This is a genomic window from Cutibacterium sp. (assembly GCF_030525615.1).
Lineage (GTDB): Bacteria > Actinomycetota > Actinomycetes > Propionibacteriales > Propionibacteriaceae > Cutibacterium.
On the sequence record NZ_JAUNEJ010000006.1, the window covers coordinates 64,226 to 88,353 of the forward strand.

General features: G+C 61.2%; 25 protein-coding genes. 18 read left to right on the top strand and 7 right to left on the bottom strand.

Annotated elements, in window-relative coordinates:
* Positions 1 to 12 precede the first annotated feature (12 nt).
* Entirely contained in the window at positions 13 to 693 is a 681-nt protein-coding gene (locus tag Q4B98_RS09030; protein ID WP_303197005.1) for an HNH endonuclease family protein, read from the bottom strand.
* A 185-nt stretch (positions 694 to 878) separates the two neighbouring features.
* On the opposite strand from Q4B98_RS09030, the gene tsaE reads away from it, so the two are divergent.
* The 7 genes from tsaE (at position 879) to Q4B98_RS09065 (ending at position 6,156) form a co-directional block, all read left to right on the top strand.
* Entirely contained in the window at positions 879 to 1,769 is an 891-nt protein-coding gene (tsaE, locus tag Q4B98_RS09035; protein WP_303196893.1) for a tRNA (adenosine(37)-N6)-threonylcarbamoyltransferase complex ATPase subunit type 1 TsaE, read from the top strand.
* Positions 1,769 to 2,437, top strand: coding sequence for a tRNA (adenosine(37)-N6)-threonylcarbamoyltransferase complex dimerization subunit type 1 TsaB (gene tsaB, locus Q4B98_RS09040; RefSeq protein WP_303196894.1), 669 nt, complete (start codon positions 1,769 to 1,771; stop codon positions 2,435 to 2,437). Before tsaE ends, tsaB begins: the two co-directional genes overlap by 1 nt.
* Positions 2,434 to 2,895: a ribosomal protein S18-alanine N-acetyltransferase gene (gene rimI / locus Q4B98_RS09045; RefSeq protein ID WP_303196895.1), complete on the top strand. Its 462-nt coding sequence runs from the start codon at positions 2,434 to 2,436 to the stop codon at positions 2,893 to 2,895. The genes tsaB and rimI overlap by 4 nt, the downstream gene beginning before the upstream one ends.
* On the top strand, positions 2,888 to 3,931 hold the full coding sequence (tsaD, locus tag Q4B98_RS09050; protein WP_303196897.1) for a tRNA (adenosine(37)-N6)-threonylcarbamoyltransferase complex transferase subunit TsaD: 1,044 nt from the start codon (positions 2,888 to 2,890) through the stop codon (positions 3,929 to 3,931). Before rimI ends, tsaD begins: the two co-directional genes overlap by 8 nt.
* On the top strand, positions 3,924 to 4,076 hold the full coding sequence (locus Q4B98_RS09055) for a hypothetical protein (RefSeq protein WP_303196898.1): 153 nt from the start codon (positions 3,924 to 3,926) through the stop codon (positions 4,074 to 4,076). Before tsaD ends, Q4B98_RS09055 begins: the two co-directional genes overlap by 8 nt.
* A complete protein-coding gene (locus tag Q4B98_RS09060; protein WP_303196900.1) occupies positions 4,069 to 5,403 on the top strand; it encodes an aminopeptidase C in 1,335 nt (444 codons plus the stop codon). The genes Q4B98_RS09055 and Q4B98_RS09060 overlap by 8 nt, the downstream gene beginning before the upstream one ends.
* A 258-nt stretch (positions 5,404 to 5,661) precedes the next feature.
* Entirely contained in the window at positions 5,662 to 6,156 is a 495-nt protein-coding gene (locus Q4B98_RS09065; RefSeq protein ID WP_303196902.1) for an 8-oxo-dGTP diphosphatase, read from the top strand.
* Positions 6,157 to 6,183: 27 nt separating this feature from the next.
* Here Q4B98_RS09065 and Q4B98_RS09070 read toward each other — a convergent pair whose 3' ends face one another.
* Entirely contained in the window at positions 6,184 to 6,609 is a 426-nt protein-coding gene (locus Q4B98_RS09070; RefSeq protein ID WP_303197007.1) for a hypothetical protein, read from the bottom strand.
* 251 nt (positions 6,610 to 6,860) lie between these two features.
* Between Q4B98_RS09070 and Q4B98_RS09075 the strand changes: the two genes are divergently transcribed.
* From Q4B98_RS09075 to groL, 6 genes are all read left to right on the top strand, one after another.
* A complete protein-coding gene (locus Q4B98_RS09075) occupies positions 6,861 to 8,069 on the top strand; it encodes an SAM-dependent methyltransferase (protein ID WP_303196904.1) in 1,209 nt (402 codons plus the stop codon).
* 36 nt (positions 8,070 to 8,105) lie between these two features.
* On the top strand, positions 8,106 to 8,240 hold the full coding sequence (locus tag Q4B98_RS09080) for a hypothetical protein (RefSeq protein WP_303196905.1): 135 nt from the start codon (positions 8,106 to 8,108) through the stop codon (positions 8,238 to 8,240).
* 62 nt (positions 8,241 to 8,302) lie between these two features.
* A complete protein-coding gene (locus tag Q4B98_RS09085) occupies positions 8,303 to 9,076 on the top strand; it encodes a hypothetical protein (RefSeq protein WP_368492337.1) in 774 nt (257 codons plus the stop codon).
* Positions 9,077 to 9,398: 322 nt separating this feature from the next.
* Positions 9,399 to 10,373 carry a hypothetical protein gene (locus Q4B98_RS09090; RefSeq protein ID WP_303196907.1) on the top strand — a complete coding sequence of 325 codons (975 nt, stop codon included), beginning with the start codon at positions 9,399 to 9,401 and terminating at the stop codon, positions 10,371 to 10,373.
* 206 nt (positions 10,374 to 10,579) lie between these two features.
* A complete protein-coding gene (gene groES / locus Q4B98_RS09095; RefSeq protein WP_303196908.1) occupies positions 10,580 to 10,876 on the top strand; it encodes a co-chaperone GroES in 297 nt (98 codons plus the stop codon).
* A gap of 11 nt (positions 10,877 to 10,887) precedes the next feature.
* Complete coding sequence (gene groL, locus Q4B98_RS09100; protein ID WP_303196910.1) at positions 10,888 to 12,483, top strand: chaperonin GroEL; 1,596 nt, start codon at positions 10,888 to 10,890, stop codon at positions 12,481 to 12,483.
* A gap of 395 nt (positions 12,484 to 12,878) precedes the next feature.
* Here the strand turns inward: groL and Q4B98_RS09105 are convergent, their stop codons facing one another.
* The gene (locus Q4B98_RS09105) at positions 12,879 to 14,603 is read right to left on the bottom strand and encodes a sodium:alanine symporter family protein (RefSeq protein ID WP_303196911.1); all 1,725 of its coding nucleotides are present in this window, start codon (positions 14,601 to 14,603) and stop codon (positions 12,879 to 12,881) included.
* A 288-nt stretch (positions 14,604 to 14,891) separates the two neighbouring features.
* Here Q4B98_RS09105 and mptB point away from each other — a divergent pair, with 288 nt between their 5' ends.
* From mptB to Q4B98_RS09125, 4 genes are all read left to right on the top strand, one after another.
* Entirely contained in the window at positions 14,892 to 16,385 is a 1,494-nt protein-coding gene (gene mptB, locus Q4B98_RS09110) for a polyprenol phosphomannose-dependent alpha 1,6 mannosyltransferase MptB (protein ID WP_303196912.1), read from the top strand.
* 108 nt (positions 16,386 to 16,493) lie between these two features.
* Complete coding sequence (guaB, locus tag Q4B98_RS09115) at positions 16,494 to 18,008, top strand: IMP dehydrogenase (protein ID WP_303196914.1); 1,515 nt, start codon at positions 16,494 to 16,496, stop codon at positions 18,006 to 18,008.
* A gap of 34 nt (positions 18,009 to 18,042) precedes the next feature.
* Complete coding sequence (locus Q4B98_RS09120) at positions 18,043 to 19,146, top strand: GuaB3 family IMP dehydrogenase-related protein (protein ID WP_303196916.1); 1,104 nt, start codon at positions 18,043 to 18,045, stop codon at positions 19,144 to 19,146.
* A 58-nt stretch (positions 19,147 to 19,204) separates the two neighbouring features.
* Positions 19,205 to 19,549, top strand: coding sequence for a chorismate mutase (locus Q4B98_RS09125; RefSeq protein WP_303196918.1), 345 nt, complete (start codon positions 19,205 to 19,207; stop codon positions 19,547 to 19,549).
* Here Q4B98_RS09125 and cysE read toward each other — a convergent pair whose 3' ends face one another.
* On the bottom strand, positions 19,550 to 20,122 hold the full coding sequence (gene cysE, locus Q4B98_RS09130) for a serine O-acetyltransferase (protein ID WP_303196920.1): 573 nt from the start codon (positions 20,120 to 20,122) through the stop codon (positions 19,550 to 19,552).
* Between the two features lie 188 nt (positions 20,123 to 20,310).
* Between cysE and guaA the strand changes: the two genes are divergently transcribed.
* Positions 20,311 to 21,864 carry a glutamine-hydrolyzing GMP synthase gene (guaA, locus tag Q4B98_RS09135; RefSeq protein ID WP_303196922.1) on the top strand — a complete coding sequence of 518 codons (1,554 nt, stop codon included), beginning with the start codon at positions 20,311 to 20,313 and terminating at the stop codon, positions 21,862 to 21,864.
* Between the two features lie 86 nt (positions 21,865 to 21,950).
* Here guaA and Q4B98_RS09140 read toward each other — a convergent pair whose 3' ends face one another.
* The 3 genes from Q4B98_RS09140 to Q4B98_RS09150 all read right to left on the bottom strand — a co-directional run bounded on the left by Q4B98_RS09140 (position 21,951) and on the right by Q4B98_RS09150 (position 24,123).
* The gene (locus tag Q4B98_RS09140; RefSeq protein ID WP_303196923.1) at positions 21,951 to 22,265 is read right to left on the bottom strand and encodes a PspC domain-containing protein; all 315 of its coding nucleotides are present in this window, start codon (positions 22,263 to 22,265) and stop codon (positions 21,951 to 21,953) included.
* Between the two features lie 185 nt (positions 22,266 to 22,450).
* Positions 22,451 to 22,717: a GlsB/YeaQ/YmgE family stress response membrane protein gene (locus Q4B98_RS09145; protein WP_303196924.1), complete on the bottom strand. Its 267-nt coding sequence runs from the start codon at positions 22,715 to 22,717 to the stop codon at positions 22,451 to 22,453.
* Between the two features lie 143 nt (positions 22,718 to 22,860).
* Entirely contained in the window at positions 22,861 to 24,123 is a 1,263-nt protein-coding gene (locus tag Q4B98_RS09150) for a phosphatidylserine/phosphatidylglycerophosphate/cardiolipin synthase family protein (RefSeq protein ID WP_303196926.1), read from the bottom strand.
* Between the last annotated feature and the right edge of the window lie 5 nt (positions 24,124 to 24,128).

Genomic DNA, 24,128 nt, shown 5'->3' on the forward strand with positions numbered 1-24,128 from the left:
GTTGGCACTGAATCACCGTGCGGGCAACGGATGGTTTGGACATGTCGACAGCACCCGAACCATCGCGTTGCGTTCCGCCGAGGTAACCCACAGGTGATACTTCTTTTTCACCACAATCTGACGAGACACGTAGTCACAGCGATATGACTTGTTTGGCGGGAGCCATGTCGCAGCGTCTCCGGCACTCTTTTGCTGATTGGCCTTCCCCTCGACGGCCAACAGGTTGAGGGGGTCGTTCGCCAGTGCTTGGCGCTGATCCATCGACAGCTGTTGGGCTCCGGTGACCCAGGCATTCGCCAACGCGACAACGTGGTCAATCTGCACGACGGCAGATGTGTCGCGTCCTCGTTTCCACGTGATAGTTCGGCCGGTATAAGGATCGTGCAACGTCCCGGAGGCGACGACACACCGGCTGCCAGATTTCAACTTCGCCCCCACAAGGTCTCGCGCCAGGGCGTCATCACGGGTACCGCACCCGTTGTGCCCCCATGGGCGGGTGAGGGCGGGATCGGAGTCGTCATCCCAGGCCGAACCGAACTGTTCGCGTGCATACCCGGTCATGGGCGCTCGCCCTTTGACCGGAAGCTGGCCGAGGGCTTCGGCTGCCTGGCCGTAGGCTGTCGATCCCTCATCTGGGGCAGTCCGGCGATAGACGCCGACGAGAACCAGTGCTGCGGCGACAAGCAGCACCAGCCACACCCACCGTCGCCCTGTCCGTATCGCCATGTCCTCACCTCCACAATCGTGGCTTTGACCGGTGGCTTGACGCTACTCCCAACCGCCCACGGTGGAGAAGGGTTGCGGCGAACACGTTTGCCATGCTTCGGCATCGGCGTCGGCGAAAACCGGGCGCGGCTCGGGGACTATCCTGATCCCTTGTGGATGAACAGACCAGCCCGCAGGACGTGACCCCACAGCTTGGGGTCGCAGCCGCCGAAGAGGCCGCAGAACTGGCGTGCGCCCTCGACCTTGACGAGACGACCGTGTCCACATGGTTGACCCAGGGAATTGGAATTACGGCACGTCGCGGCGCCAAATCCGTCGGCCTGGCCCATCTGGTTGATGACGGCGGTCACGCTGAGGTCACCGATCTCGTCCTGACGACCCCTGACGACGACATCACCGCAGCTCTCGTCCGGGGCGCCGAGCAGATCGCTACCGATCTGGAGTCTCGCATTCTGGTCGTCTCATGCCTGGATGGTGCCCCCAGCCGCGAGTACCACCGTGACGGTGACGATTGGGTTCGTGCGCTGCCTACTCGGATTGTCGTGCCTACCACAGACGCCATGCACACCTTCGGGGCCGCGCTGGCTGCTGAGCTTCGCGCCGGCGACATCGTGCTGGCCTCCGGAGACCTCGGTGCCGGTAAAACCACCTTGGCTCAGGGAATTGGACTGGGCCTGGGTGTGGAGGGTCCGGTCATTTCGCCGACCTTTGTGCTGGCTCGACGCCACGCGGGGGTTAACGGGCGTCCTGGACTTGTCCACGTCGATGCGTACCGTCTTGGCTCAGCCGCAGAACTCGTCGATCTCGATCTTGACGAGACAATGGACCAGGCCGTCACTTTGATTGAATGGGGGGCCGGTATTGCTGAGGACCTCGGCCGCTCCCACCTGGACATTGACATTCGCCGCAGTGAGGATCCCGCCGACGAGACCCGCGTGGTGTACTTGGAAGGTTTCGGCCCTCGCTGGCAGCACGTTGACTTGTCGCCGCTGTCTGAACTTCCCCTCAACGCCACCTGTGAGCAGAGCGGAGACAACAACTGATGAACACTATCGTTTTGGGAATCGACACCTCGACGGCTGTCAGCGTCGGCTTGGCGCGCGGACCGGAGGTGCTCGTCAGCCTGCACCATGACGACCCTCGCGCCCATGCCGAACAACTCATGCCGTTGATTCATCGGGCCTGCGAACAGGCTGGGATCGCTCTGACCGATATTGGTGAGGTGGCTGTCGGAGTCGGCCCCGGCCCCTACACCGGGCTTCGTGTCGGGGTGGCCACCGGACGAGTGCTCGCTTACCTCGCGAATCTGACCCCCCATCCGGTCTGCTCCTTGGACGTGCTGGCTTGCCAATGGGCCGGTGATGGTGTCGACGGGGAATTTGTGGTGTGTACCGACGCCCGTCGCCATGAGCTGTACTGGGGTCGTTACGACGCATCCGGCAATCGCCTCGACGGTCCCAACGTCACCCGGCCTGAGGATTTACCTGAGGGCCTTCCAGTCGGCGGGCCGGGCTGCTTGGTGCGTGGTCTGACACCAGCTCCTGGGTCCCCAGAGCGCCTGGACGCTGGGGTACTCGCCGCGTCCTGGCGCACCATGCCCGACGTCGGTCTGGAACCCCTTTATCTGCGCGATCCCGACGCCACCGTTCCGACGACCCGCAAGGCAACCCTGACCCCGACGCGGCTCACCCTGCCCGACCTCAAGCGATGATAAGGACTGCCAACCCGACCGATCTCGACGCCATCATCGCCGTTGAGCAAGCCAGCTTCGACTCGTCCCATCAATGGTCACGAACGTCCTGGGCTGAGGAGATCTCCCCAGTATGCCATCGTCTCACCCTCGTGACGGGGGATGAGGAGGTCACTGGTGTCGCCACCTTCCATGGTTTTGACGTCGCCGACCTTGACCGGATCATGGTGAGGCCCGTGGCACGTCGGCAAGGACTTGCCGCCGAACTGCTATCTCGTGGTTTCGAGTGGGCATCCTCCCGAGGATGCCGCACCATGATGCTTGAAGTGCGCCGCGACAACGACCCGGCGATTTCTTTGTACCGACGCTTCGGATTCGAGACCATTTCCCAGCGTTCCAACTACTACGGCAGCGGGGTTGACGCCCTGGTGATGTCCGTCGACCTGCCTGTGAACACAACCGAGGAGAACCATGTCTGAACCGCTCATCCTGGGCATTGAGTCGTCCTGCGACGAGACCGGAGTTGGCATCGTCCGTGGCAATGATCTGCTCGCCAACGAGGTTGCCTCCTCGATGGAGCAGCACGTGCGCTTCGGCGGTGTCGTGCCCGAGGTGGCGTCCCGGGCCCACCTGGAGGCAATCGTCCCCGTGCTGGAAAAGGCCACCGCCACCGCAGGTGTGGACCTGTCCGAACTCGACGGTGTTGCCGTGACTGCTGGCCCCGGTCTGGCCGGTGCCTTGGTCGTCGGTCTGTCGGCTGCCAAGGCGTTGGCGAGTTGGCTCAACAAACCGCTCTACGGGGTCAACCACCTGGCCGGACACGTCGCCGTCGACCTGCTTGAGCACGGAGACCTTCCGATGCCCTGCGGCGCTCTGCTGGTGTCGGGCGGACACACCAGTTTGCTGCGAGTCAATGGCATTGCGACCGACATCATCGAGATTGGTTCGACGATCGATGACGCCGCTGGCGAGGCCTATGACAAGGTGGCTCGCGTACTCGGTCTGCCCTACCCGGGAGGTCCGGTCATTGACAAGGCAGCAGCCCAGGGAGACCCCAAAGCCATCCGCTTCCCCCGCGGATTGACGGCCCGCCACGACATGGCCAAGCACCGCTTCGACTACTCCTTCTCCGGCCTCAAGACCGCAGTGAGTCGTTGGGTGGAGACCCAGCAGCGAGATGGAATCGAGTTCCGGGTTGAAGACGTCGCCGCCAGTTTCCAGGAAGCGGTTGCCGACGTGCTGACTGCCAAAGCCGTCGACATGTGTCAGGAGTACGGTCTCAAGCACTTCCTCATCGGCGGAGGAGTAGCTGCCAACTCGCGGCTGCGTACCTTGCTCGCTCAACGGATGGAGGCCGCCGGGGTCGAGTTGCGACGCCCGCGCCCCGGTCTGTGTACCGACAATGGGGCGATGATCGCTGCCCTCGGCGTGCAGGTTGTCAAAGCGGGCCTCCCGCCCTCGGCTATGGACATCTCGGCCGATTCCGGGCTGCCCATTGAGAAAGTGCTTGTCTGAGCTGGAGTACGGTGACAAGACCGTCGGAAAACTGTTGGTCAGGCTCGACTCACAGATTGGCCCCTGCTGGATTATGCGCGGTTCTGAATCGTGCGCCATCCTGTGGGGTATCAGTATTCGAAAGGAATGGATGACGAATGAGTGAACCCTTCGTTCTTGATACCAGTTTTAGTGCCCTACGCGCCGAGTCCTTTGCCAATGATGTCACCGGGCGGCTGGTACAGAATGCGGTGAGCGGAACCGGGGCCGACACCGTGAGTCTGGACCGAACCGTGGTCAACGGTATCGACGAGACGACCTCCGAGCGGCTGGATTCTTGGGCAGTGACCGACCAGAAGCACTCCGGACGATGCTGGGAATTCGCTGGGCTTAATGTTCTGCGCGCCAAAGTCATCGACGAACTCAAGGTCGACAACCTGGAGTTTTCGCAGAACTACATCGCTTTTTTCGACAAGCTGGAGAAAGCCAACCACACCCTTGCCAGGGCCATCGCCACAGCTTCCCGCGACGCTGATGAGGAAGAAGTGCGCTCCCTCCTCGACTTCCCGGCTGACGACGGCGGATGGTGGATGGAGTTTACCGACCTCGTCATCAAGTACGGTGTGGTGCCGGCGTGGACTATGCCTGACACCGAATCGGCGGGCAACACCTTGCAGATGAATCGCGCATTGTCGACGGTGCTGCGTCGAGCTATCGGGAAGATTCGTGACGCCGCCACTAATTCTGACTCCTCCGAGGGAGCCGCCCAGATGGAGGCGGTTCGCAGCGAGGCATTGAACGCGGTATGGAAGATCCTTGCGATACATCTCGGTACCCCGCCCACCAGCTTCACCTGGCAGTATCGCGACAAGGACAAGAAGTTCCACCGAAAGGGCACCTACACCCCGCTGGAATTCGCGCACGAGATTGTGCCGCAGGTTTTTGAACCATGGGTCAGCCTTGGTCACGACCCGCGTGAGGAACACCCGGTTGGCCGCACCTACGTTCACGAGCACACCCCGTATATGGAAGGCGGCACCCCCTACTGGCACTTGTCGGTGGAGTTGGATGTCATGAAGAAAGCCGTCATCGACTCGATCGCCGCCGGCGAGCCAGTCTGGTTTACCTGCGACGTCAAGAAACAGTTCGACAAAGACCTGGGTGTCTGGGACGCCAAGCTGCATGACTACGAGGCGCTTTACGGGGTCGAGATGGAGATGTCCAAGGCAGAGAGACTGCGTCTGCGCGAGTCCGGCGGCACCCATGCCATGACCTTCGTCGGCGTGGACCTGGTTGACGGCGTCCCGGTGCGCTGGCGGGTTGAAAACTCCTGGGGCGACGCGGTTGGCAAGAAGGGGTTCTTCACGATGAATGATTCCTGGTTCGACGAGTACGTCTACAACGTCGTCGTGCCGCGTTCCCGGGTCTGCGAGGAGATCGCCAAGGCGTGTGACCAAGAGCCGATCGTCCTGCCGTTCTACGACATGATCTAAGCCCTGTGGCGAGGCTGGGCTGCCCGTCCGCATTCTTCGGCAGCTTTTGGGTGGGGGCCTCATCGCGCGTGGACAATCCGTGAGGTTGGTGAGGTTCTGCCAGCCGTCGTGGCGTGCGACGAGAGTTTTCCCGGGGATACCACGGGCGGGCGGGTATGCCGAGTTCCTCGCCTGGTTTTGAGGGGCGGCTGATGAGCTGGGCGGGTGCGGATATGCGCTGGTGGCTCGTCGTGTCCTACTTCTTGAGAAAATGACCTCATGATGACACCGATCCTCACCACCCTTGGTTTCGTTATGCACTCTGACGGCGAGCGCGTCCTCATGGTGCACCGAATCGCCCGCCCCGGCGACGAACAACTGGGGAAGTACAACGGTCTTGGCGGCAAGGTGGAACCGGGAGAAGACGTCGTCGCTGGTATGAAGCGAGAACTGCGCGAGGAAGCCAGTATCGAGGTCGACGCCATGCGATTACGGGGGACTGTCTCCTGGCCGGGATTCGGACGACATGGGGAAGACCACTTCGGGTTCATCTTCGTCATTGACGCATGGCATACCGTTGCGCCGACCCTCCCCGACGCAAACGAGGAAGGCCCGCTGAGTTGGGAGCGGGTCGACTCCCTCGATGACCTGCCGATGTGGGAGGGGGACCGCTACTTCCTGCCGCTGGTCTTCGATGTTGGGATCACCCAGTTCCACGGCTGCCTTCCGTATTCGGGTGGTCATCCCACAGGGTGGTCTTACTCAATCCTGTGACAACGCCGTTATCGGTGAAGGCCGTATTCAGCCAGCGAGTCCGGCGATCCACAGGATCAGGCAGACAACCGGGCCGACCCACCGGGAGCTCCATGCTCCGTAATGGGTTTCGGTGAAAATGCTGTCGGCACGCGGATTGCTGCCCGGCAGGCTGAAGGGTGCAATGATCGTCAGCACCAAGCTCACCGGCAGGAGAATCGAGAAGGCCACTGGAGTCGTGACGATCGGTGTTGCCGCGAGGATCCCCATAGCGATGATGCCGCCGAGAGCCAGCATGAGGGTCACTGCGGTAACGACGTCCTGACCGGTACCGTCCGGCTTCACGAATGATTCTGCGACGGTTAGCAGACCGGGGATGACGATGACCGCGATGAAGATCAGGGTCCAGCTGATGGTGGCCTGGGAGTCCATGCTGAGGGGCTCAGTGCGCGAGGCATAGTAGGTCGTCACCATAGCTGCGAGCTGGAAGGCGGAGCCGATGAAGTGATGGATGTACCACCCGGCAGAACGGTGTGGAGAACCATCCTCGGAAGTCACGTCCCTGGACTCTCGAGGCTGCGGGCGCTGGGTAAAGCTCGGTTGATTCTCGTAAGTGGTGATAGCCACGACCGTACTGTGTGCTCCTCGTGCGGAAAACAATGCAAAGCGATGTCTCGACCGAGGATTGTACCCAACCTGTCCGGAAGTACCTCTATGGTGGCAGTGTGGATCACACTGTGGCACGTCGTTTGGCCAGCGATGAGGGGGACGAAGCCCTCAGCCTTGCTGGCGCCGAAGCTGATCCGGATTCGCTGTCCGCTGCGACCAGGCTGCGTCGTCACATGGACGCCGATCTTGCTGCTGCGGCCCTCGACCAAATCAGCCTGAGACGTCGTGCCGTCGACAAAATTGGTCCAGCCGGGGCGGATATGCTGTGGACCCGCGACGGCCTGGAGCAGGCTACCCGTGGCGACGTCTCCCGATGGCGTGCGCAATGCCTCGTTTCGGCGGGTTTCACTGATGTTATTGACCTGGGCTGTGCCTGCGGCGCTGACTCCAGGGCTTACCTTGACGCCGGGTTGAGGGTGACCGCCGTCGAGATTGATTCGGCGACCGCTGAACTCGCCCGCCATAATCTGCCCGGGGCTCGCGTACTGTGCGCGAATGCGACTGAGGTCGTCGACAACCTGCTTGCGGACGCACCGGACACCACGGTCGTCATGATGGATCCGGCTCGCCGCACAGGCCGGGGACGGACATGGCGTTTGAAAGATGTCCAGCCGCCGTGGTCCTTCGTTGAGAAGGTGATCGGCGTGGCGCCCAGCGTCGTCAAGCTTGGCCCAGGCGTCGATCGTTCTCAGTTGCCAGATAAACCCGTCACCTATGTGGGTCATCGAGGGGATCTGGTTGAGGCGACGCTGTGGGCTGGATGTGGCGATCGTTGGCAGGGGGATCGGGCCGTTCTCGTCAGTTCCGAGCGGGTGCTCGAGCTGCCCGGCGCGCTGCCCGATCCGCAGGTTGGTGAGCTGTGCTCTTTTGTGGCAGAGCCTCATCCGGCGGCTATCCGGGCAGGCAGTCTTTCGGCGATCGATGATTCCCTGTGTATGGTGTCCGACGGCATTGCGTACCTTACGGCAGACACCCCTGTCGATTCTGCGTGGTTGACGTGGTTTGCTGTTAAGGACGTGCTTCCTCTAGACGTCAGGACCCTACGTTCCTGGGTGCGCGATCATCACGTCGGGACGGTCGAGATCAAGAAGCGCGGTGTTGATGTGGATCCTGTTACGTGGAGACGGAAGCTCAAGCCTTCTGGGCCACATGCCGTCACTCTAATCTGCACTCCAGCACGAGACGGTGCGAATCGACACGGTGCTAATCGAGACGGTGCGAAACGACACGGTGCGAGGGCGGTGGTGTGTGACCGAATTCGGTGACGCCGGAGACGTATCCAGCTCTTCACAGTTCAGCGGGTGGGGGTTGAACGTGGCGGTGATACCGGCTACGAGTCCTCCGCCGCCGAAGAGGTCCGTGAGACGGTTGCAGGTGTGGACCTGTTCCATGTGGTCCGGTTAGCTGGTGAAGACCTGGACCGGTGCCGGGTTTAACAACAGGTGCATGGTCGCTGTGGACGTGCAGCCAATTTGCGTATGTGTGGTGTTATGTGATTATGGTGACAACTCGGCGCTCAGCAAGATACTTCATGGTGTTGTTGCTGGCCCCACTCCTCCTGCTGTCCGGTTGCGGAAAACTCAACGTTGGTTTCGTCATCAAGGATGAAAACCATATTGGTGTGGCGATAACGGTCGGAGTTCTCAAGTCGGCGCTCAACGAGTTCACGGCAGGTGCGAGCGCGGAGGTCCTGAAAGAGTTTCGCGATTGTTCAAAGCTCAAGCATTCTTTCGATGGGATTGCTGCTGGCACGATGACGGTGAGGCCCTTTGACAATGACAGTCACGTGGGCTGTACGGTAACCGGCACGATGACGGCCCGCGAGCTGAGTGGCCAATCGTCACCCACGACCCCGTCGCAATCACCATCGCGGAGTTTCCAAGGTGAAGGGCCGGTCTTCATCGCATTCGATGATGACAAGATTCGATTCCATGTGGATGGTTTAGAAGTTCTCGATGCCTTCCCTGAGCTGGGCTTCTTGGAGTTGGGAAGCACATCCAGGACTTTTAATTTCAAGGTTTCTGTGACCTTTCCCGGCGAGGTCTTGAGCCATTCTGAATCGAGCAAGGTCGACGGTAAGACTGTAACGTGGACCAGCATCGAAGACTTGGAATCATATTCGGGTTTGGAGGCCTCAGGTAAGCGACAAGGTGAGTTTCCTGGCTGGGCATGGGTGGTCCTTGGCGTGCTGATTGCTGCGGGTGGTGGTGCTGTTGCGGCAGTGGTGACCAGCTCAGTAGCCGGCAAGAAAAAGAAGGACGAGTCTTCGTAGGGGGCGCAGAATACACCTTCTGGCCACGCATAGGGAGTTCTCGACCGTGTCGTGAAGCTGGCCCAGATCCGCACTGGTCTCGAGCTCATCCAGGAACCATGACGTCTGCGCCGCGCCGAGATATCCGCGCGCGGCAGTATCAGCGGCGGTGAGAAATGCTGATATGGCGACTCCTAACGTGACGATGACGTTCGTCTACGGGCCTATCCTCAGATCCCGTCCCTGTGATTGCATGGAGCTGTACTGGATGATGGCATTGTGCTGGATGAGGGCATTGTGCTGAACGATTGCATGGTAATGCGCTGAATGGTTGCATAGCACCATGCTGAGTGCTTCGCGCCACCTGAGACGCTACGCCGTCCTGTTTCTCCTGCCCCTGGTATTACTTGCCGGCTGCGTCAAAATCGACGCGGCGATGGACATCAAGGACGAGGACCACATCCATGTGAAGGTCACGATGGGTATGTCCAAGTCGGCGGCCTCAATGTCGCAGCAGAACATCATGTCTGAACTGTCCGACTGCAGTGACGTCTACGGTTTGGGTAGCGGTGTCAGGAATGCGAAGGGCGAGGAGTTCGAAGACGATCAGTACATCGGGTGCACCTTTTCCAGCGACGTGACGGCAACCGAGTTCAACGCTGGTGTCGGCAGCAAGATCATCTTCGACAAGGACAAGGTGACCTTCACGATGGATGCCGGTTATTTCGATGATGTCGCTGGTGTCGGTGTGCCCCGTGACACGAGCCTAATTACTGCGTTTACGCTGTCCGTCACGTTTCCCGGCAAGGTGCTGAGCCATTCGGGTTCCAGCACGGTCGACGGAAGTACCGTCACCTGGACCGATCCTCATGACGTGTTTTCGAGCGCCGGTCTCAGTGCCACAGGTGAGCGCTCGAAAGGTGCCCCGGTGTGGGTTTGGATCTTGGTTGTGGCAGTCGCGCTCGGTGCCACCGGGGTCGCTGTGGGCGTTGTGCGTAAGAATAAGAGCGAGTCAGACAAGGATGATTCCCGGCCGGCGATGCCGTACGCAGGACAGCCTCAGAATCAGCAGCCTCACCAGTGGAGGGGCCAGCCTTATCAGGACAGCCGCCCCTACCAGGACAGCACACGGACTCAACAACCGCCTCACCAGAGTCCGGGCCAGCACCAACCAGGCCAACCGTGGGGTAGTTTTCCGGGCAGTACAACCACCGGTCCCCAAGCAGGTCAAGACCCGGCTTCTGGGCGGGGTGCTCAGCCCAGCCAGCAGCCACCGCCAGACCCCGACGAGTTCTGGAAGTATCACGGACCCAAGTGATACTTGGCGAGATTGAACAGACCATTTCTGGCACTCCCGTTGCCTGAGTGCCAACTGCGGGTGTACTTTCGTGATTGGCACTCTCGTGGTGAGTGTGCCAACGGACCTGAAGCACCCGCGACGCAGAAGGTCCGTCGCGCTCGGGGCTCGCAACCCCTGGCGAGAGACAACGACATAATCCGTCTTCAGTAGAAAGGGGTCTTGACGTGGCAACCACGATCAAGCCACTCGAGGACCGAGTCCTCGTCCAGCCTCTCGAGGCCGAGCAGACCACCGCTTCCGGACTCGTCATTCCGGACACCGCCAAGGAAAAGCCGCAGGAGGGCAAGGTCATCGCCGCCGGTCCCGGCCGCGTTGATGACAAGGGCACTCGCGTTCCCATGGATGTCAAGGAGGGTGACGTCGTCATCTTCTCCAAGTATGGCGGCACCGACGTCAAGTATGACGGCCAGGAGTACCTGCTCCTCAACGCTCGCGACATCCTCGCCGTCGTCGAGAAGTGAGGCGCTGATACATGGCAGCCAAGCAGCTTCAGTTTGACGAGGAGGCGCGTCGCTCCCTCGAGCGCGGCGTCGACATCCTCGCCGACACCGTCAAGGTGACCCTTGGCCCCAAGGGCCGGTACGTCGTTCTCGACAAGAAGTGGGGAGCCCCGACCATCACGAACGACGGCGTGACCGTCGCCAAGGAGGTCGACCTCACCGATCCGTACGAGAACCTCGGAGCCCAGCTCGCCAAGGAAGTCGCCACCAAGACCAACGACGTGGCCGGTGATGGAACCACCACCGCTACCGTGCTCGCTCAGGCCCTCGTCCACGAGGGACTGCGCGCCGTGGCTTCCGGGGCGAACCCGGTTGGCCTCAAGCGCGGCATCGAGAAGGCCGTCGACGCCGTGGTGGAGGAGCTTCGCTCCATCTCCCGCGCCATCGACACCACCTCGGACATGGCCAGCGTCGCCACCATCTCCAGCCGTGATGAGAAGATCGGTGCCCTCATTGCCGAAGCTTTCGACAAGGTTGGCAAGGATGGTGTCATCACCGTCGACGAGTCTCAGACCTTCGGCACCGAACTTGACTTCACCGAGGGTATGCAGTTCGACAAGGGCTACCTGTCGCCCTACATGGTCACAGACCAGGACCGCATGGAGGCCGTGATTGAGGACCCCTACATCCTCATCCACTCCGGCAAGATCTCGTCGATGAACGACCTGCTCCCACTGTTGGAGAAGGTCATTGCCGCCCACGGCAGCCTCTTCATCGTGGCCGAGGACGTCGACGGGGAGGCCTTGAGCACCCTCGTCGTCAACAAGATTCGCGGCACCTTCAACTCGGTGGCCGTCAAGGCTCCGGCCTTCGGTGACCGCCGCAAGGCCATGTTGCAGGACATCGCCACCCTCACCGGTGGTCAGGTCGTCGCTCCCGAGGTTGGGCTCAAGCTCGACCAGGTGGGCCTTGAGGTTCTGGGCCGTGCCAAGAAGGTTGTCGTCACCAAGGACAACACCACGATCGTTGACGGTGCCGGGGCCAAGGCCGACGTCGAGGGACGCGTCGCTCAGCTGCGCGCTGAGTATGACAACTCTGACTCGGAGTGGGACCGCGAGAAGCTCCAGGAGCGTATCGCCAAGCTCGCCGGTGGCGTGTGTGTCATTCGCGTGGGTGCAGCCACTGAGGTTGAACTCAACGAGAAGAAGCACCGCATCGAGGACGCTGTCTCCGCAACCCGTGCAGCTATCGAGGAGGGCATTGTCGCCGGTGGCGGCTCCGCTCTTATTCATGCGGCTCACGTGCTCGACGAGAACCTCCATCTCGAGGGTGACGAGAAGGCCGGCGTCCAGATCGTCGCCAAGGCCGTTCGCGAGCCCCTGCGCTGGATTGCTGAGAACGGTGGCGAGCCTGGCTACGTCATCGTCTCCAAGGTCGCCGAGATGGAACCCGGACACGGCTACAACGGTAAGACCGGCCAGTACGTGGACCTCATCGCTGACGGCGTTATCGACCCTGTCAAGGTGACCAGGTCCGCCCTGGCCAACGCCGCGTCCATTGCCGCTCTGTTGCTCACCACTGAGACCCTCGTGGTGGACAAGCCAGAGGACGAGGACGACGACAAGTGAGTCACTGATCCTCGCTGATCGCTGCGGGCCCCAGAACCACACGGTTCTGGGGTCCGTTGTTGTGTGCCCATAGGTCGTGGTCCGCTTGACGCTTGGCGAACCGGTGGCGTGACTCGGCACGTGCGTGGAGAATCCGATAAATCCGGGGGCACGTGCCATCTGGGGTGGCACGAGGCGATGATTCTTTCGAAGATTCCACGGGACTTGCACGGGACTTGTTCGTGCCGGTGTGACGGGTGCGGTCATGAGGTTGCTACCTGTGGCGTGGGGACCACCGGCGATTGGGCGGTCGGCGTGGCGCTCACGTTGTGCGAACTCCACGATGTACCAACCGCAATATGCACCAGGGCCCGGGGAACACTCCCCGGGCCGATATGCACGACACTCCTATGACATCAGTCTTTGAGCGGTTTGCCTTCTCGGTCCATGGTGTCGAACAGCTCATGGTCCTCAGGCAGGTGTTCCAGGTAGTCGCGTTCGGTATCGGGGGCAGTGTGCCCCAGATTCAGCTTGTCGCTGCGAGCGTCCATGGCTGCTGCTCGCAGGGCGTACTCCTGGTCGGCAGTCTTCAGCTGTTCCGGGGTGGCCTCGTTGGCTACCATCATGCCGGCCTGGGCCTCCTTAGGCACCTGAGGAATGACGCCAGCGTCGAGGCGCTCTCGATGTCCCTTGATCTCGCGAGCGACCACTCGGGCCAGGAAGTACATGCCCAGTACGTTCGGAACCGCCATGAGGAAGAGCATGGCGTCGGCTAGACCGAGGATCGAGGTCATATTGGTGGCGGCCCCGACAACCAACAAGATCAGGAAGATCGCGTTGTAAATGTGCTCAGCGGTGGCCGAGTTACCGAACAAGAAGCCCACAGCTTTCTTGCCATAGAAGGAGTAGGACAACATGGTTGAGAAGGCGAAGAGCAGTACGGCTAGCGTCAGTAGGGAGCTGAACCACGGGGCGACCGTTCTGAGAGCACGGGCGGTCATTTGAACGCCATCGGCGTCGGGGGCCTTGTAGACACCGGTGATGATGATCGTGATGGCCGTCATGGTGCAGATGACGACAGAATCGATGAACGGCTCCCACATCGCGACGAAGCCTTCCTGGGCCGGACGACGGGTCTTCACGGCAGAATGGGCAATGCCAGCGGTACCGACACCTGCGGCGTTTGAAAAGGCAGCACGCTGAACACCGACGATGAGTACGCCGAGGACGCCTCCGGTAATCCCCTGCCCGGTGAAGGCGCCTGACCAGATGGATGTGAAGGCGGCACCGACCTCAGTGATGTTTGCGCCGATCACGGCCAGACACATGATGGTGTAGAGAATTCCCATGAAGGGGACAATCTTGGAGGTTGCTGCGCCAATCTTGGACGCGCCGCCAACGATGACGATGCCGACCAGGACCGCGAATACGAGCCCCACGACCCACATGTGGGTGCCGATCCACGAGTCTTTGCCGCCGACAAACATCGCCAGCTGGTAGGCGGCCTGGTTGGACTGGAACATATTGCCCGCGCCGATGACGCCGAAGGCGGTACATATGGCGAAAATGGTGGCGAGGACACGACCCAGCTTGGGTTTGCCGATCGAGGCCAGACCGTCACGCAGGTAGTACATCGGGCCGCCAGAGATGGTTCCGTCCTCGTTGATGACGCGGAACTTGACCCCGAGGGTCGCCTCGGACATTTTGACGCTCATTCCGACCAGGCCAGCTACCGCGATCCAGAAAGATGCACCCGGACCCCCGGTCGAAATGGCGATGGCGACACCGGCGATATTTCCCAGTCCGACGGTGCCTGACAGCTCGGTGGCGAGAGCCTGGAAGCTGGTGACATCACCGGGATCGGTATGGCGGGAGAAATGGCCCCGCATCACATGACTGGAATGGCGGATCGAGGCGGGGCGGATTTGCTGGAAGCCCAGGTAAACCGTGAAGAAGACGCCGGCTACCAGCAGCCATGCCAAGATGAGCGGAAACTCATTGCCTCCGGGCAGCGGTACGGCCCAGAAGACCGCGTCAGAAATGGCGGTGGCGACGGGGGAGAAGAATTCGTCAATGGCCTGATCCAAGCTCAGAGGAGCTGGAGCCGAGGTCTCGAGAATTGTGGAAACGGGCGATGACATGCTGCCAATTGGCACGAATAGTCCTATCCGTTGACGACATTGGACACCGAGCCCGGCAACACTGCAGTGAGCGACCATTTCGCGAGCGATCTCAACACCCACAGGGACCAGAAGCCCGGCGGGCACGACCACACCACACATCCCACATCAAGGGCAGGGTCGCACCAGTAGCGGAACACAACCGCCGTGTGCACCTTAGCGGGTGAGCGTGCCAATGTGGCTCAAAACGCTCGACACCAGCGCTTTCCGACGTCATCTGGCCATGCGGTTCCCGTACGCTGATTCCTGATGACTACAGCCACCCGCCCTCATGATTCTCAACCTGCGTTGAGCCATGCCCGCCCCGATCGGCGCCGTTTCGTCGAGGTGATCGTGATGGGATTCGTCGGGTCCGTCATGATGGTGGTGTGGGGATGGGGGTCTCCCGACGCCGGAATGCCAGAGCAGGTACGTCTTAGCGGTGTGGCGGTGGCTGCCAGCGGCGTCGTCGGTCTGAGCGCCATGATTATCGCCTGGCTGCGCTCCCGCAAGCTGGTCGGCGTTCGTCTTCTGACCGTCGTCGCATGGTCGGTACCGTTGCTGGCCGCCCCGCCTCTGCTCAGCCAGGATGGCTGGGCCTATGCCGCTCAAGGGTGGGTCCTAGCCCAAGGTATGGACCCCTATACGGTTCCGCAGGGCATGGCAGGTGTGCTCGGTCAGGCCGTCGACACTCCGTGGCGTGGGACGACGGCGGTATATCCACCGGGATCGCTGTGGATTCAGGCCGCGATGGTGACGATCGCTCACGCCGATCCGTTGTGGTCAGTGCTGCTCATGCGCGTCCCGGCACTTGTGGGCGCCGCCCTCATGTTCTGGGCGGTGCCACAGCTTGCCCGATATGCCGACGTAGATTCCGATCGCGCGCTGTGGCTCGCGGTGTGTTGCCCTTTGACGATCTTGTGCGTCATCGGTGGTATGCACAATGACGGTCTCCAGGTCGGCGTGTCACTGGTGGCCCTGGTCGTGACAATCCGGCTGACCTTGTCCGGGCGAGGATGGTTGGGACTGGTCGCCGGTGGGGTGATCGTCGGTCTGGCTGGCACTGTCAAGCAGCCAGGTGTGCTGGCTGGAGTCGGTGTTGTCGCACTTGTCCACGTCAACGCTGTGCGTCATGGCAGTCACCGCTGGCCCACTCGACATTGCTGGTCGGCCCTTTGCGTCCGTACGGCTGCGGCAGCCGTCCCGGCGCTGGCTGTTTTCGGTGGGATCTCCGCCATTCGCGGTTTGGGGCTGGGATGGCTCAACTCCACTGCCGGTAATCCCGTTTCCGTAACGAGCGACTCACCTATTGCTCTCGTCGTCCAGGTTTTGCGAGGAAGCGGCGGTATTCCATTGGATCAGATGGTCGGTCCGGCTACCGCCATCAGTTTGGTGCTCACCATCGCCGCAATGGTGTGGTGTTGGGGCCGTTGGGGTCCCGTCCCACCAGTGGGACGCCGCAATGACGCCGTTGGTCAGCTGGGCAGCCCGCTGCGGCTGCAGGCCGGCGTCATCATTGCTTTTGTGGTTTTTGGGGCCTCCCTGCAGCCTTGGTATCTCATTGGAGCGCTGGCCATGGTGGCCTCGGTTCAACTGCGTCGCACCCACCGCGACGTCATCACTGCCGGTGTGGTGGCCGTCGTCATCTTGACCTATCTGCAGTGGTATTGGTCGCCATACGTGTGCCTGCCGCTGGTCATCGTCGGCTACCTCATCGTCTGGAAGATCCCGAAGGCGCGGGCTTTCGTGACGGCCGCGCGATAACAATGGCCGGGGACAACGAGAGGGGACACCGACCGGTGGCCCCGCTCGAAGTGATCGAATCGGTGCCACCGACGATAGGATGATGTCTATCCCGGCGAAAGGTGGCTCATGACCTCGGATTCCCGCCCGACCACGATTGAGGAGCTGGCACCGCTGGCCCTCACCTTCGATGACGTCCTGCTGCAGCCTGTTGAGAGTAACGTCATCCCCTCCCAGGTCGATACGACGACCAAGGTTTCTCGTCATATCGAAATCGCCATACCGCTCGTCAGTGCGGCAATGGACACCGTGACAGAGACCCGGATGGCAGTGGCGATGGCCCGCGAGGGGGGCCTCGGGATTTTGCACCGCAACCTGTCCATCGAAGACCAGGCTGCGATGGTCGATCAGGTGAAGCGTTCTGAGGCTGGCATGGTTGACGAGCCCATCACCATCTCCCCGGACGCCACCTTGGCCGATGTCGAAGAACTGTGCCATACCTACCGCATCTCCGGAGTACCGGTCGTTGACGATAAAGAGAACCTCGTCGGCATTATCACTAACCGTGATATGCGCTTTGAAGAGGATCCGCGCCGGCCCATTCGTGAGGTGATGACCCCGGCCCCGCTGGTCACTGCTCCGGTGGGTACCAAGCCGTCTGACGCTCTTTCCCTGCTGGCCGCGCACAAGATCGAAAAACTGCCGCTGGTCGATGCCGACGGCAAGCTGCGCGGACTGTTCACTATGAAGGACTTTGTCAAAGCTGATAAATACCCCCATGCCACCAAGGACCCACAGGGTCGGTTGCGGGTAGGTGCGGCCATCGGCTTCTTCGGCAATGCCTGGGAGCGTGCCATGGCTTTGGTGGAAGAAGGGGTTGACCTCATCGTCGTCGACACCGCTCACGGCCACACCCAGGGTGTTCTTGACATGATCGCCAAGCTCAAGGCCGAGCCTGCTGCCAAATCCGTCGACGTCGTGGGAGGAAACATCGCCACCTACGAGGCCGCCAAGGCATTGTGCGAGGCGGGAGCTGACGGTATCAAGGTCGGTATTGGACCAGGCTCGATCTGCACCACCCGCGTGGTGGCCGGCGTTGGCGTCCCACAGGTCACTGCCATCTTCGACGCGTCACGCGCTGCTCGCCAGTACGGCGTGCCAGTCATCGGTGACGGCGGCCTGCAGTACTCCGGTGACATCGCCAAGGCCATGGTCGCCGGTGCTGATTCCGTCATGCTCGGGTCGTTGTTGGCTGGCTGCGAGGAGTCTCCCGGTGAGCTGGCCTTCATCAACGGCAAGCAGTTCAAGACCTACCGCGGTATGGGATCGATGGGTGCTATGTCGGCGCGCGGAGAAAAGCTGTCCTACTCCAAGGATCGCTACTTCCAAGGTGACGTCACCGCCAATGACAAGATCATCCCTGAGGGGATCGAAGGGCAGGTCGCCTACCGTGGCCCGCTGAGCGCGGTGGCTTATCAGTTGGTCGGCGGGCTGCGGCAGTCGATGTTCTACACCGGCGCTCGCACCATTGATGAGTTGCACGAGCGGGGTCGCTTCGTGCGTATCACGTCGGCTGGTCTGCGAGAGTCTCATCCGCACGACATTCAGATGACGGTCGAGGCACCCAACTACTCCGCCCACTGACGGGCGAGCCGGAGACTCCGGCAGGAAAGGAATCATGTACGACATCGGACGCAGCAAGCGTGCCAGCCGGGCCTACAGCTTGGACGACATCGCTCTTATCCCTTCCCGACGCACTCGCGACACCGAGATGGTGAACCTGGAGTGGCGTATCGACGCACTCACCTTCGATTTCCCCATCATGGCGGCCCCGATGGACTCGGTGATGAGTCCGGCAACGGCTATTGAGTTTGGGCGTCTGGGCGGTCTCGGCGTGCTCAACCTTGAAGGGCTATGGACCCGCTACGAGGACCCCACCCCGTATTTGGAGGAGCTCGCCGGGATGGGCGACGATGTCGCTACCACTCGCCGTATGCAGGAGATCTACTCGGAGCCGATCAAGGCCGAGCTCATCACCGCGCGAATGGCCGAGATCCGGGCCGCCGGGGTGCCGGTGGCCGGGTCCCTGTCCCCGAAGAACGCATCCCGATTCTCTGAAACCGTCGTCAACACCGGTGCCGATTTCTTCGTCATTCGTGGCACGACGGTGTCGGCTGAACACGTCAGCAGCAGGGATGACGTCCTCGACCTGCGCAAGTTCATTTACGAACTTGACGTCCCCGTCATCGTCGGCGGGTGTGCGACCTACCAGACGGCCTTGCACCTCATGCGGACCGGCGCCGCTGGCGTGCTCGTCGGCTTCGGTGGGGGAGCGGCTCACACCACTCGGCAGGTGCTCGGAATCGAGGTGTCGATGGCGTCGGCGATTGCTGACGTCGCCGAGGCGCGCCGGGATTACATGGATGAATCGGGCGGACGCTATGTCCATGTCATCGCTGACGGCTCAGTGGGATGTTCCGGCGATATCGCCAAAGCCATCGCGTGCGGTGCAGACGCCGTGATGGTCGGATCTCCGCTGGCTCGGGCTACCGAGGCCCCTGGCAAGGGATGGCATTGGGGTGCGGAGGCATGGCACGCTGACCTGCCGCGCGGTAACCGGGTGCATTTTGAGCCGGTGGGGACCCTCGCCGAAGTGCTCAATGGCCCATCTCGAGTCCCGGATGGCACGATGAACCTTGTTGGCGGTCTGCGTCAAGCTATGGCCACCACCGGGTATTCGGAGGTCAAGGAGTTCCAGCGTATCGAGTTGACGATTCGCTGATCGTCCCATTAGGCAGGACATCGCCATGGTGAGGGGGATGGGTGGCTAGCCTGCGGGCATGAGCGAACTTCCCGAAGAATTGATCGCGTTGCGCGGCGCGATCGACAACATGGACGCCGCCCTCATCCATTTACTTGCCGAGAGGTTCCGGATCACCCGTCAAGTGGGCCGTCTGAAGGCCGAGCGCGGCCTGCCACCGGCCGATCCGGCACGGGAAGCCGAGCAGATCGCGCGCTTGCGTCAGCTTGCCATCGAATCGAACCTCGATCCCGAGTTCGCCCAGAAGGTCATCACCTTCATCGTCGCCGAAGTGGTGCGTCACCATGAGGCCATTGCTGACAAGTCGGGTTCTGCTGATACGTCGGCGACGGAGACGTCCAGTGCTGAGGCCCCTGAGGACTAATTAGGCGATGACGTCGCCTTGGTGAACTTTCGACGGGATACCGACGACGACCGTTCCGGGGGCGACGTCCTTGATGACCAGGGCGTTGGCACCGATCTTGCAGTCGTCGCCAACCGTGATGTCACCGATGATCTTGGCACCGGCACCAATGAGGACGCGATTGCCAATCGTGGGGTGACGCTTGAAATGTCCGCGGGCACGACCACCAAGGGTGACCTGGTGGTACATCAGCACGTCGTCGCCGACGACCGCCGTCTCTCCGATGACGACCCCCATGCCGTGGTCGATGAAGAACCGACGCCCGATGGTCGCTCCCGGATGGATCTCGATTCCGGTGATATGGCGGGAGAACTGAGACAGCAGACGGGCCAGGGGTCGCAGCGCCGGGTATTTCACCCAGATGGCATGAGCCACACGGTGTGCCCAGATGGCGTGGACACCTTGGTAGGCAATAGCGACCATGAGTTTTGACGTGGCGGCGGGGTCTTCACGCATGGCGGCGTCGAGATCCTCCATGGCGCGTTCTTTCCATCGTTTGAGAGTCTGGAGGAGTGCCGTCGTCGGTGTCGTCATGGCCAACCTCAGTTCTGCTGCAGAGTACCGGTGGATAAAACTGTATCGAGTCCACACCCGCGAGCGGATGACCTGGGCTTCGGTTCCTAGCCATCTAACAACATTCCGATACTCATGCAAGGACGATCGCACAGTGTGGAACCGGACGAGTGGCGCGATACGGGGCGGTAGGCCATAGACTCGGCCTCATGGAACAACTCCACGACGTCGTTCTGGTGGTCGACTTCGGGGCGCAGTACGCCCAGCTCATTGCGCGCCGAGTCCGCGAGGCGAACGTATATTCCGAAATCGTCCCGCACACCATGTCAGTGCGCGACATGCTTGCCAAGGAACCTGCTGCGATCATCCTTTCTGGTGGCCCGGCTTCGGTATATGTGGATGGGGCACCGAGCGTTGACCCGGCCCTGTTCAATGCAGGTGTACCGGTGATGGGTATCTGTTACGGCTTTCAAGCTATGGCCCAAGCCCTCGGCGGGCAGGTCTCCCACACCGGAACCTCTGAATACGGACGCACCAGTCTGTGTATCAGCTCTTCGGGACAGCTTCTTTCTCGCATTCCTCATACCATCAGTGTGTGGATGAGCCACGGAGATTCGGTGTCGCGCGCCCCGGAGGGATTCTCGACCCTGGCTCGCACCGCCGGTGCCCCCGTGGCTGCTTTCGAGGACGTGGAGCGCAAACTCGTCGGTGTGCAGTGGCACCCGGAGGTGCAGCACTCCGAATCTGGCCAGACGGTTCTGGAGCACTTCCTTTTCGACATCGCCAGCTGCCGACCGGATTGGGATTCCAGCTCGATTGTCGGCGACCAGATCGCTCAGATTCGTGGTCAGGTTGGTGACCGGCGGGTTATTTGCGGACTGTCTGGTGGGGTTGACTCTGCGGTCGCTGCCGCTCTGGTACAGCGCGCCGTAGGCGATCAGCTCACCTGCGTCTTCGTCGATCACGGCCTGCTGAGGCAAGGAGAGGCCGAGCAGGTCAAGCACGACTTCGTTGAGGCTACTGGTGCCGATCTGGTGGTGGCAGACGAGTCCCAACGCTTCCTGGACGCTCTGGCTGGTGTCACCGACCCGGAAGCCAAACGCAAGATCATCGGGCGGGAGTTCATTCGCACCTTCGAGGACGTTGCCAAGCGACTCAACGCCGATCAGACGATCGACTTTCTGGTGCAGGGGACCCTCTATCCTGACGTTGTTGAGTCTGGCGGCGGCGACGGAGCTGCCAACATCAAGAGTCATCACAACGTCGGTGGTCTGCCGGACGACCTGCAGTTCAGCCTGGTTGAGCCGCTGCGCACTCTCTTCAAGGACGAGGTGCGGGCGGTTGGCCTTGAGCTGGGCCTGCCTGAGGACATCGTGTGGCGCCAGCCCTTCCCGGGTCCGGGATTGGGTATCCGCGTCATCGGTGAGGTGACCAAGGAGCGCCTTGAGGTGCTGCGTACTGCCGACGCCATCACACGCGAGGAGATGAGTGCGGCTGGTCTGGACCGCAAGGTCTGGCAGTGCCCGGTGGTCTTGCTTGGTGACGTTCACTCGGTGGGTGTGCAGGGAGACGGACGTACCTACGGTTCTCCGATCGTGCTGCGCCCGGTGACTAGTGAAGACGCTATGACTGCCGATTGGGCGCGTATTCCCTATGACGTGCTTGAGAAGATCTCGACCAGGATTACCAACGCTTGTCCGCAGATCAACCGGGTTGTGCTCGACATCACGTCGAAGCCGCCGGCCACCATCGAGTGGGAGTGATGAGCCTTTGATGTCACAAGGCCCGCACCGATCAGTGCGGGCCTTGTGTGCAGGTCAACCTGTGTGCAGGTCAACCTGGGTGAAGGTCAGTCTTCCCGGTAGGGGTCGAAGGGTTCGTCGGGACGATGTGGTGCTGTCGTGGAGTCATGGCTTGAGCGACGCATTTCCTGCTTCTTTCGCGCCTTCTGGGCAAGATCTCCAGCCAGACTCGCGCCGCTGCCCTCATCGGGGATAATCAACCACAACACGAGGTAGATGAGCGGCCCTGAACCGGCAAAGAGAACTAAAACTGCCGCAACCATGCGGACAATGGTCGGATCCAGATCGAAAGCCTTGGCAATGCCTTGGCAGACTCCGCCGAGAATGCGGCCCTCCTTGGGCCGGGTGATCTTGGTTGCCATAGGTCGGTCCTCCTGACTAGTGGCGTGTATCCATGGTGCCATATGCATTGCGAGGGTACGCGTCTGCATACAGTGAGGTGTTGGTGTGCAGTGACGCCGCTTTATGCAGTTTTATGCAGTGATTATGCAGCGAGGCCCCGTCGGATGACGAGACCTCGCTGAGGTGGGGGTTCAGGGTCAGTTCGTCACTGCTTGTTCTTCTTCTTGGTGATGGCACCCCAGATCCACAGCACGATGAGGGCACCGACGATCGAGACGAGCCAGGTCCACAGATTCCAGAAGTCGCCCAGCGGCTTGTTGAATATGAAGGACCCAAGCCAGCCGCCAAGCACCGCGCCCACAACACCGAGGATGAGGGTGACGAAGATTCCGCCGCCCTGCTTACCCGGCATGATGGCCTTGGCGATTGCGCCAGCGATGAGTCCGAGAATAATCCATGCAAAGAATCCCATGGCTCTAGTGTCCTTGACGTGGAGTCAAAACGTCCAGCGACGACCATGGACGATGGCCAAAAATGGGCCGAAAGGTAACCGTGTTACTGACGTCAACAGTCTTTTGACTAGGTGATACGTCATGTTACGCTGGCGACGAAATCTCAGAAGAATGGCCGCCACGGTGACAACAGCGCCTCGGTGAATTTCGCGACGTTGGATCGGGACTGCCATTCATCAAGGGTAAGTTCCACGCAGTTGGCCATATCGATCTCAAATATTTCAGCCATTCGCTTAGCGACAGTGGGATCAGTAATGGCAATGTTGACCTCGTAGTTGCCCTGCAGGGATAGCCGGTCGAGGTTGGCCGTCCCGATGGTCGACCAAATGCCGTCAATGGTGCAGGTCTTGGCGTGAACCATCGCTCCCTGATAGAGGAACAGCCTTACTCCCTGGTGAAGGAGCCGGTCGTAGTAGCCCCGGCTCAGCCAGTCTGCGATGACATGGTTCGACTCAGCTGGGATGACGATACGCACGTCGACTCCACGGGAGGTCGCTTGGTGGAGGGCGGCAACGACGTCATCGTCCGGGATGAGGTAGCCCTGGGTCATCCAGATTCGCTCGCTGGCGCGGTCGATGGCTTCCAGGTACATATTGCGAATCGGGTAGACGGCCATCCGTGGTGAGTTGCGATGTACGGCGAAAGGGGTGTCCCAGTAGCGCACCTCAGGGGAGGGAAGTACCGGCTGATTGCGTCGGGAAGGCAGTGCTCCTTTGGGCCGTTGATTCCACATATCGACGAAGACATTCTCGAGTTCACCGACAGCCGGGCCGGTAATGCGGGCATGGGTGTCGCGCCACCGGTCGGCATACAACGAACCAATGTTGTACCCGCCGATGTAGGCGACGGTGGAGTCGACGACAAGGAGCTTGCGATGGTCGCGACCCATGTTGCGCAGGGTCGGCACCCACGAGGGGGTGACGAGTGGTTGGGCGCGAACATGAACACCATGCAGTTCCCGGAAGAAGCGCGGATCCACGACGAGGTTGGCGAAGGTGTCCCACATCGCGTAGACCTCAACTCCACGGTCGGCGGCGTCGACCAGAGCCTGACGGAATTGACGTCCTACTTCGTCGTTCTTCCAGATGAAGGTTTCCAGGTAGACGGTGTGCTGGGCCGCCTCGATGTCAGCGAGCATCGCGGTATAGAGGTCGCGTCCGAAGGTGAAGATCTCGACCTGGTGCTCGCCGACCGTGAGGGGTTCGACTGGCGCGGTAGGAAAGCGGTAAGGTCGGCGGCCCCGTCTCTTGATGCCGTTGAAAGCGACGAGTGCTGTCATCGTGGCTATTTGGGCGGCAACCGTTCCACCTGCTGCCCAGTGCAGGGCGCGGCGGAGATTGACTTTATGGTGAGGGGCCCGAGTCATGTGTT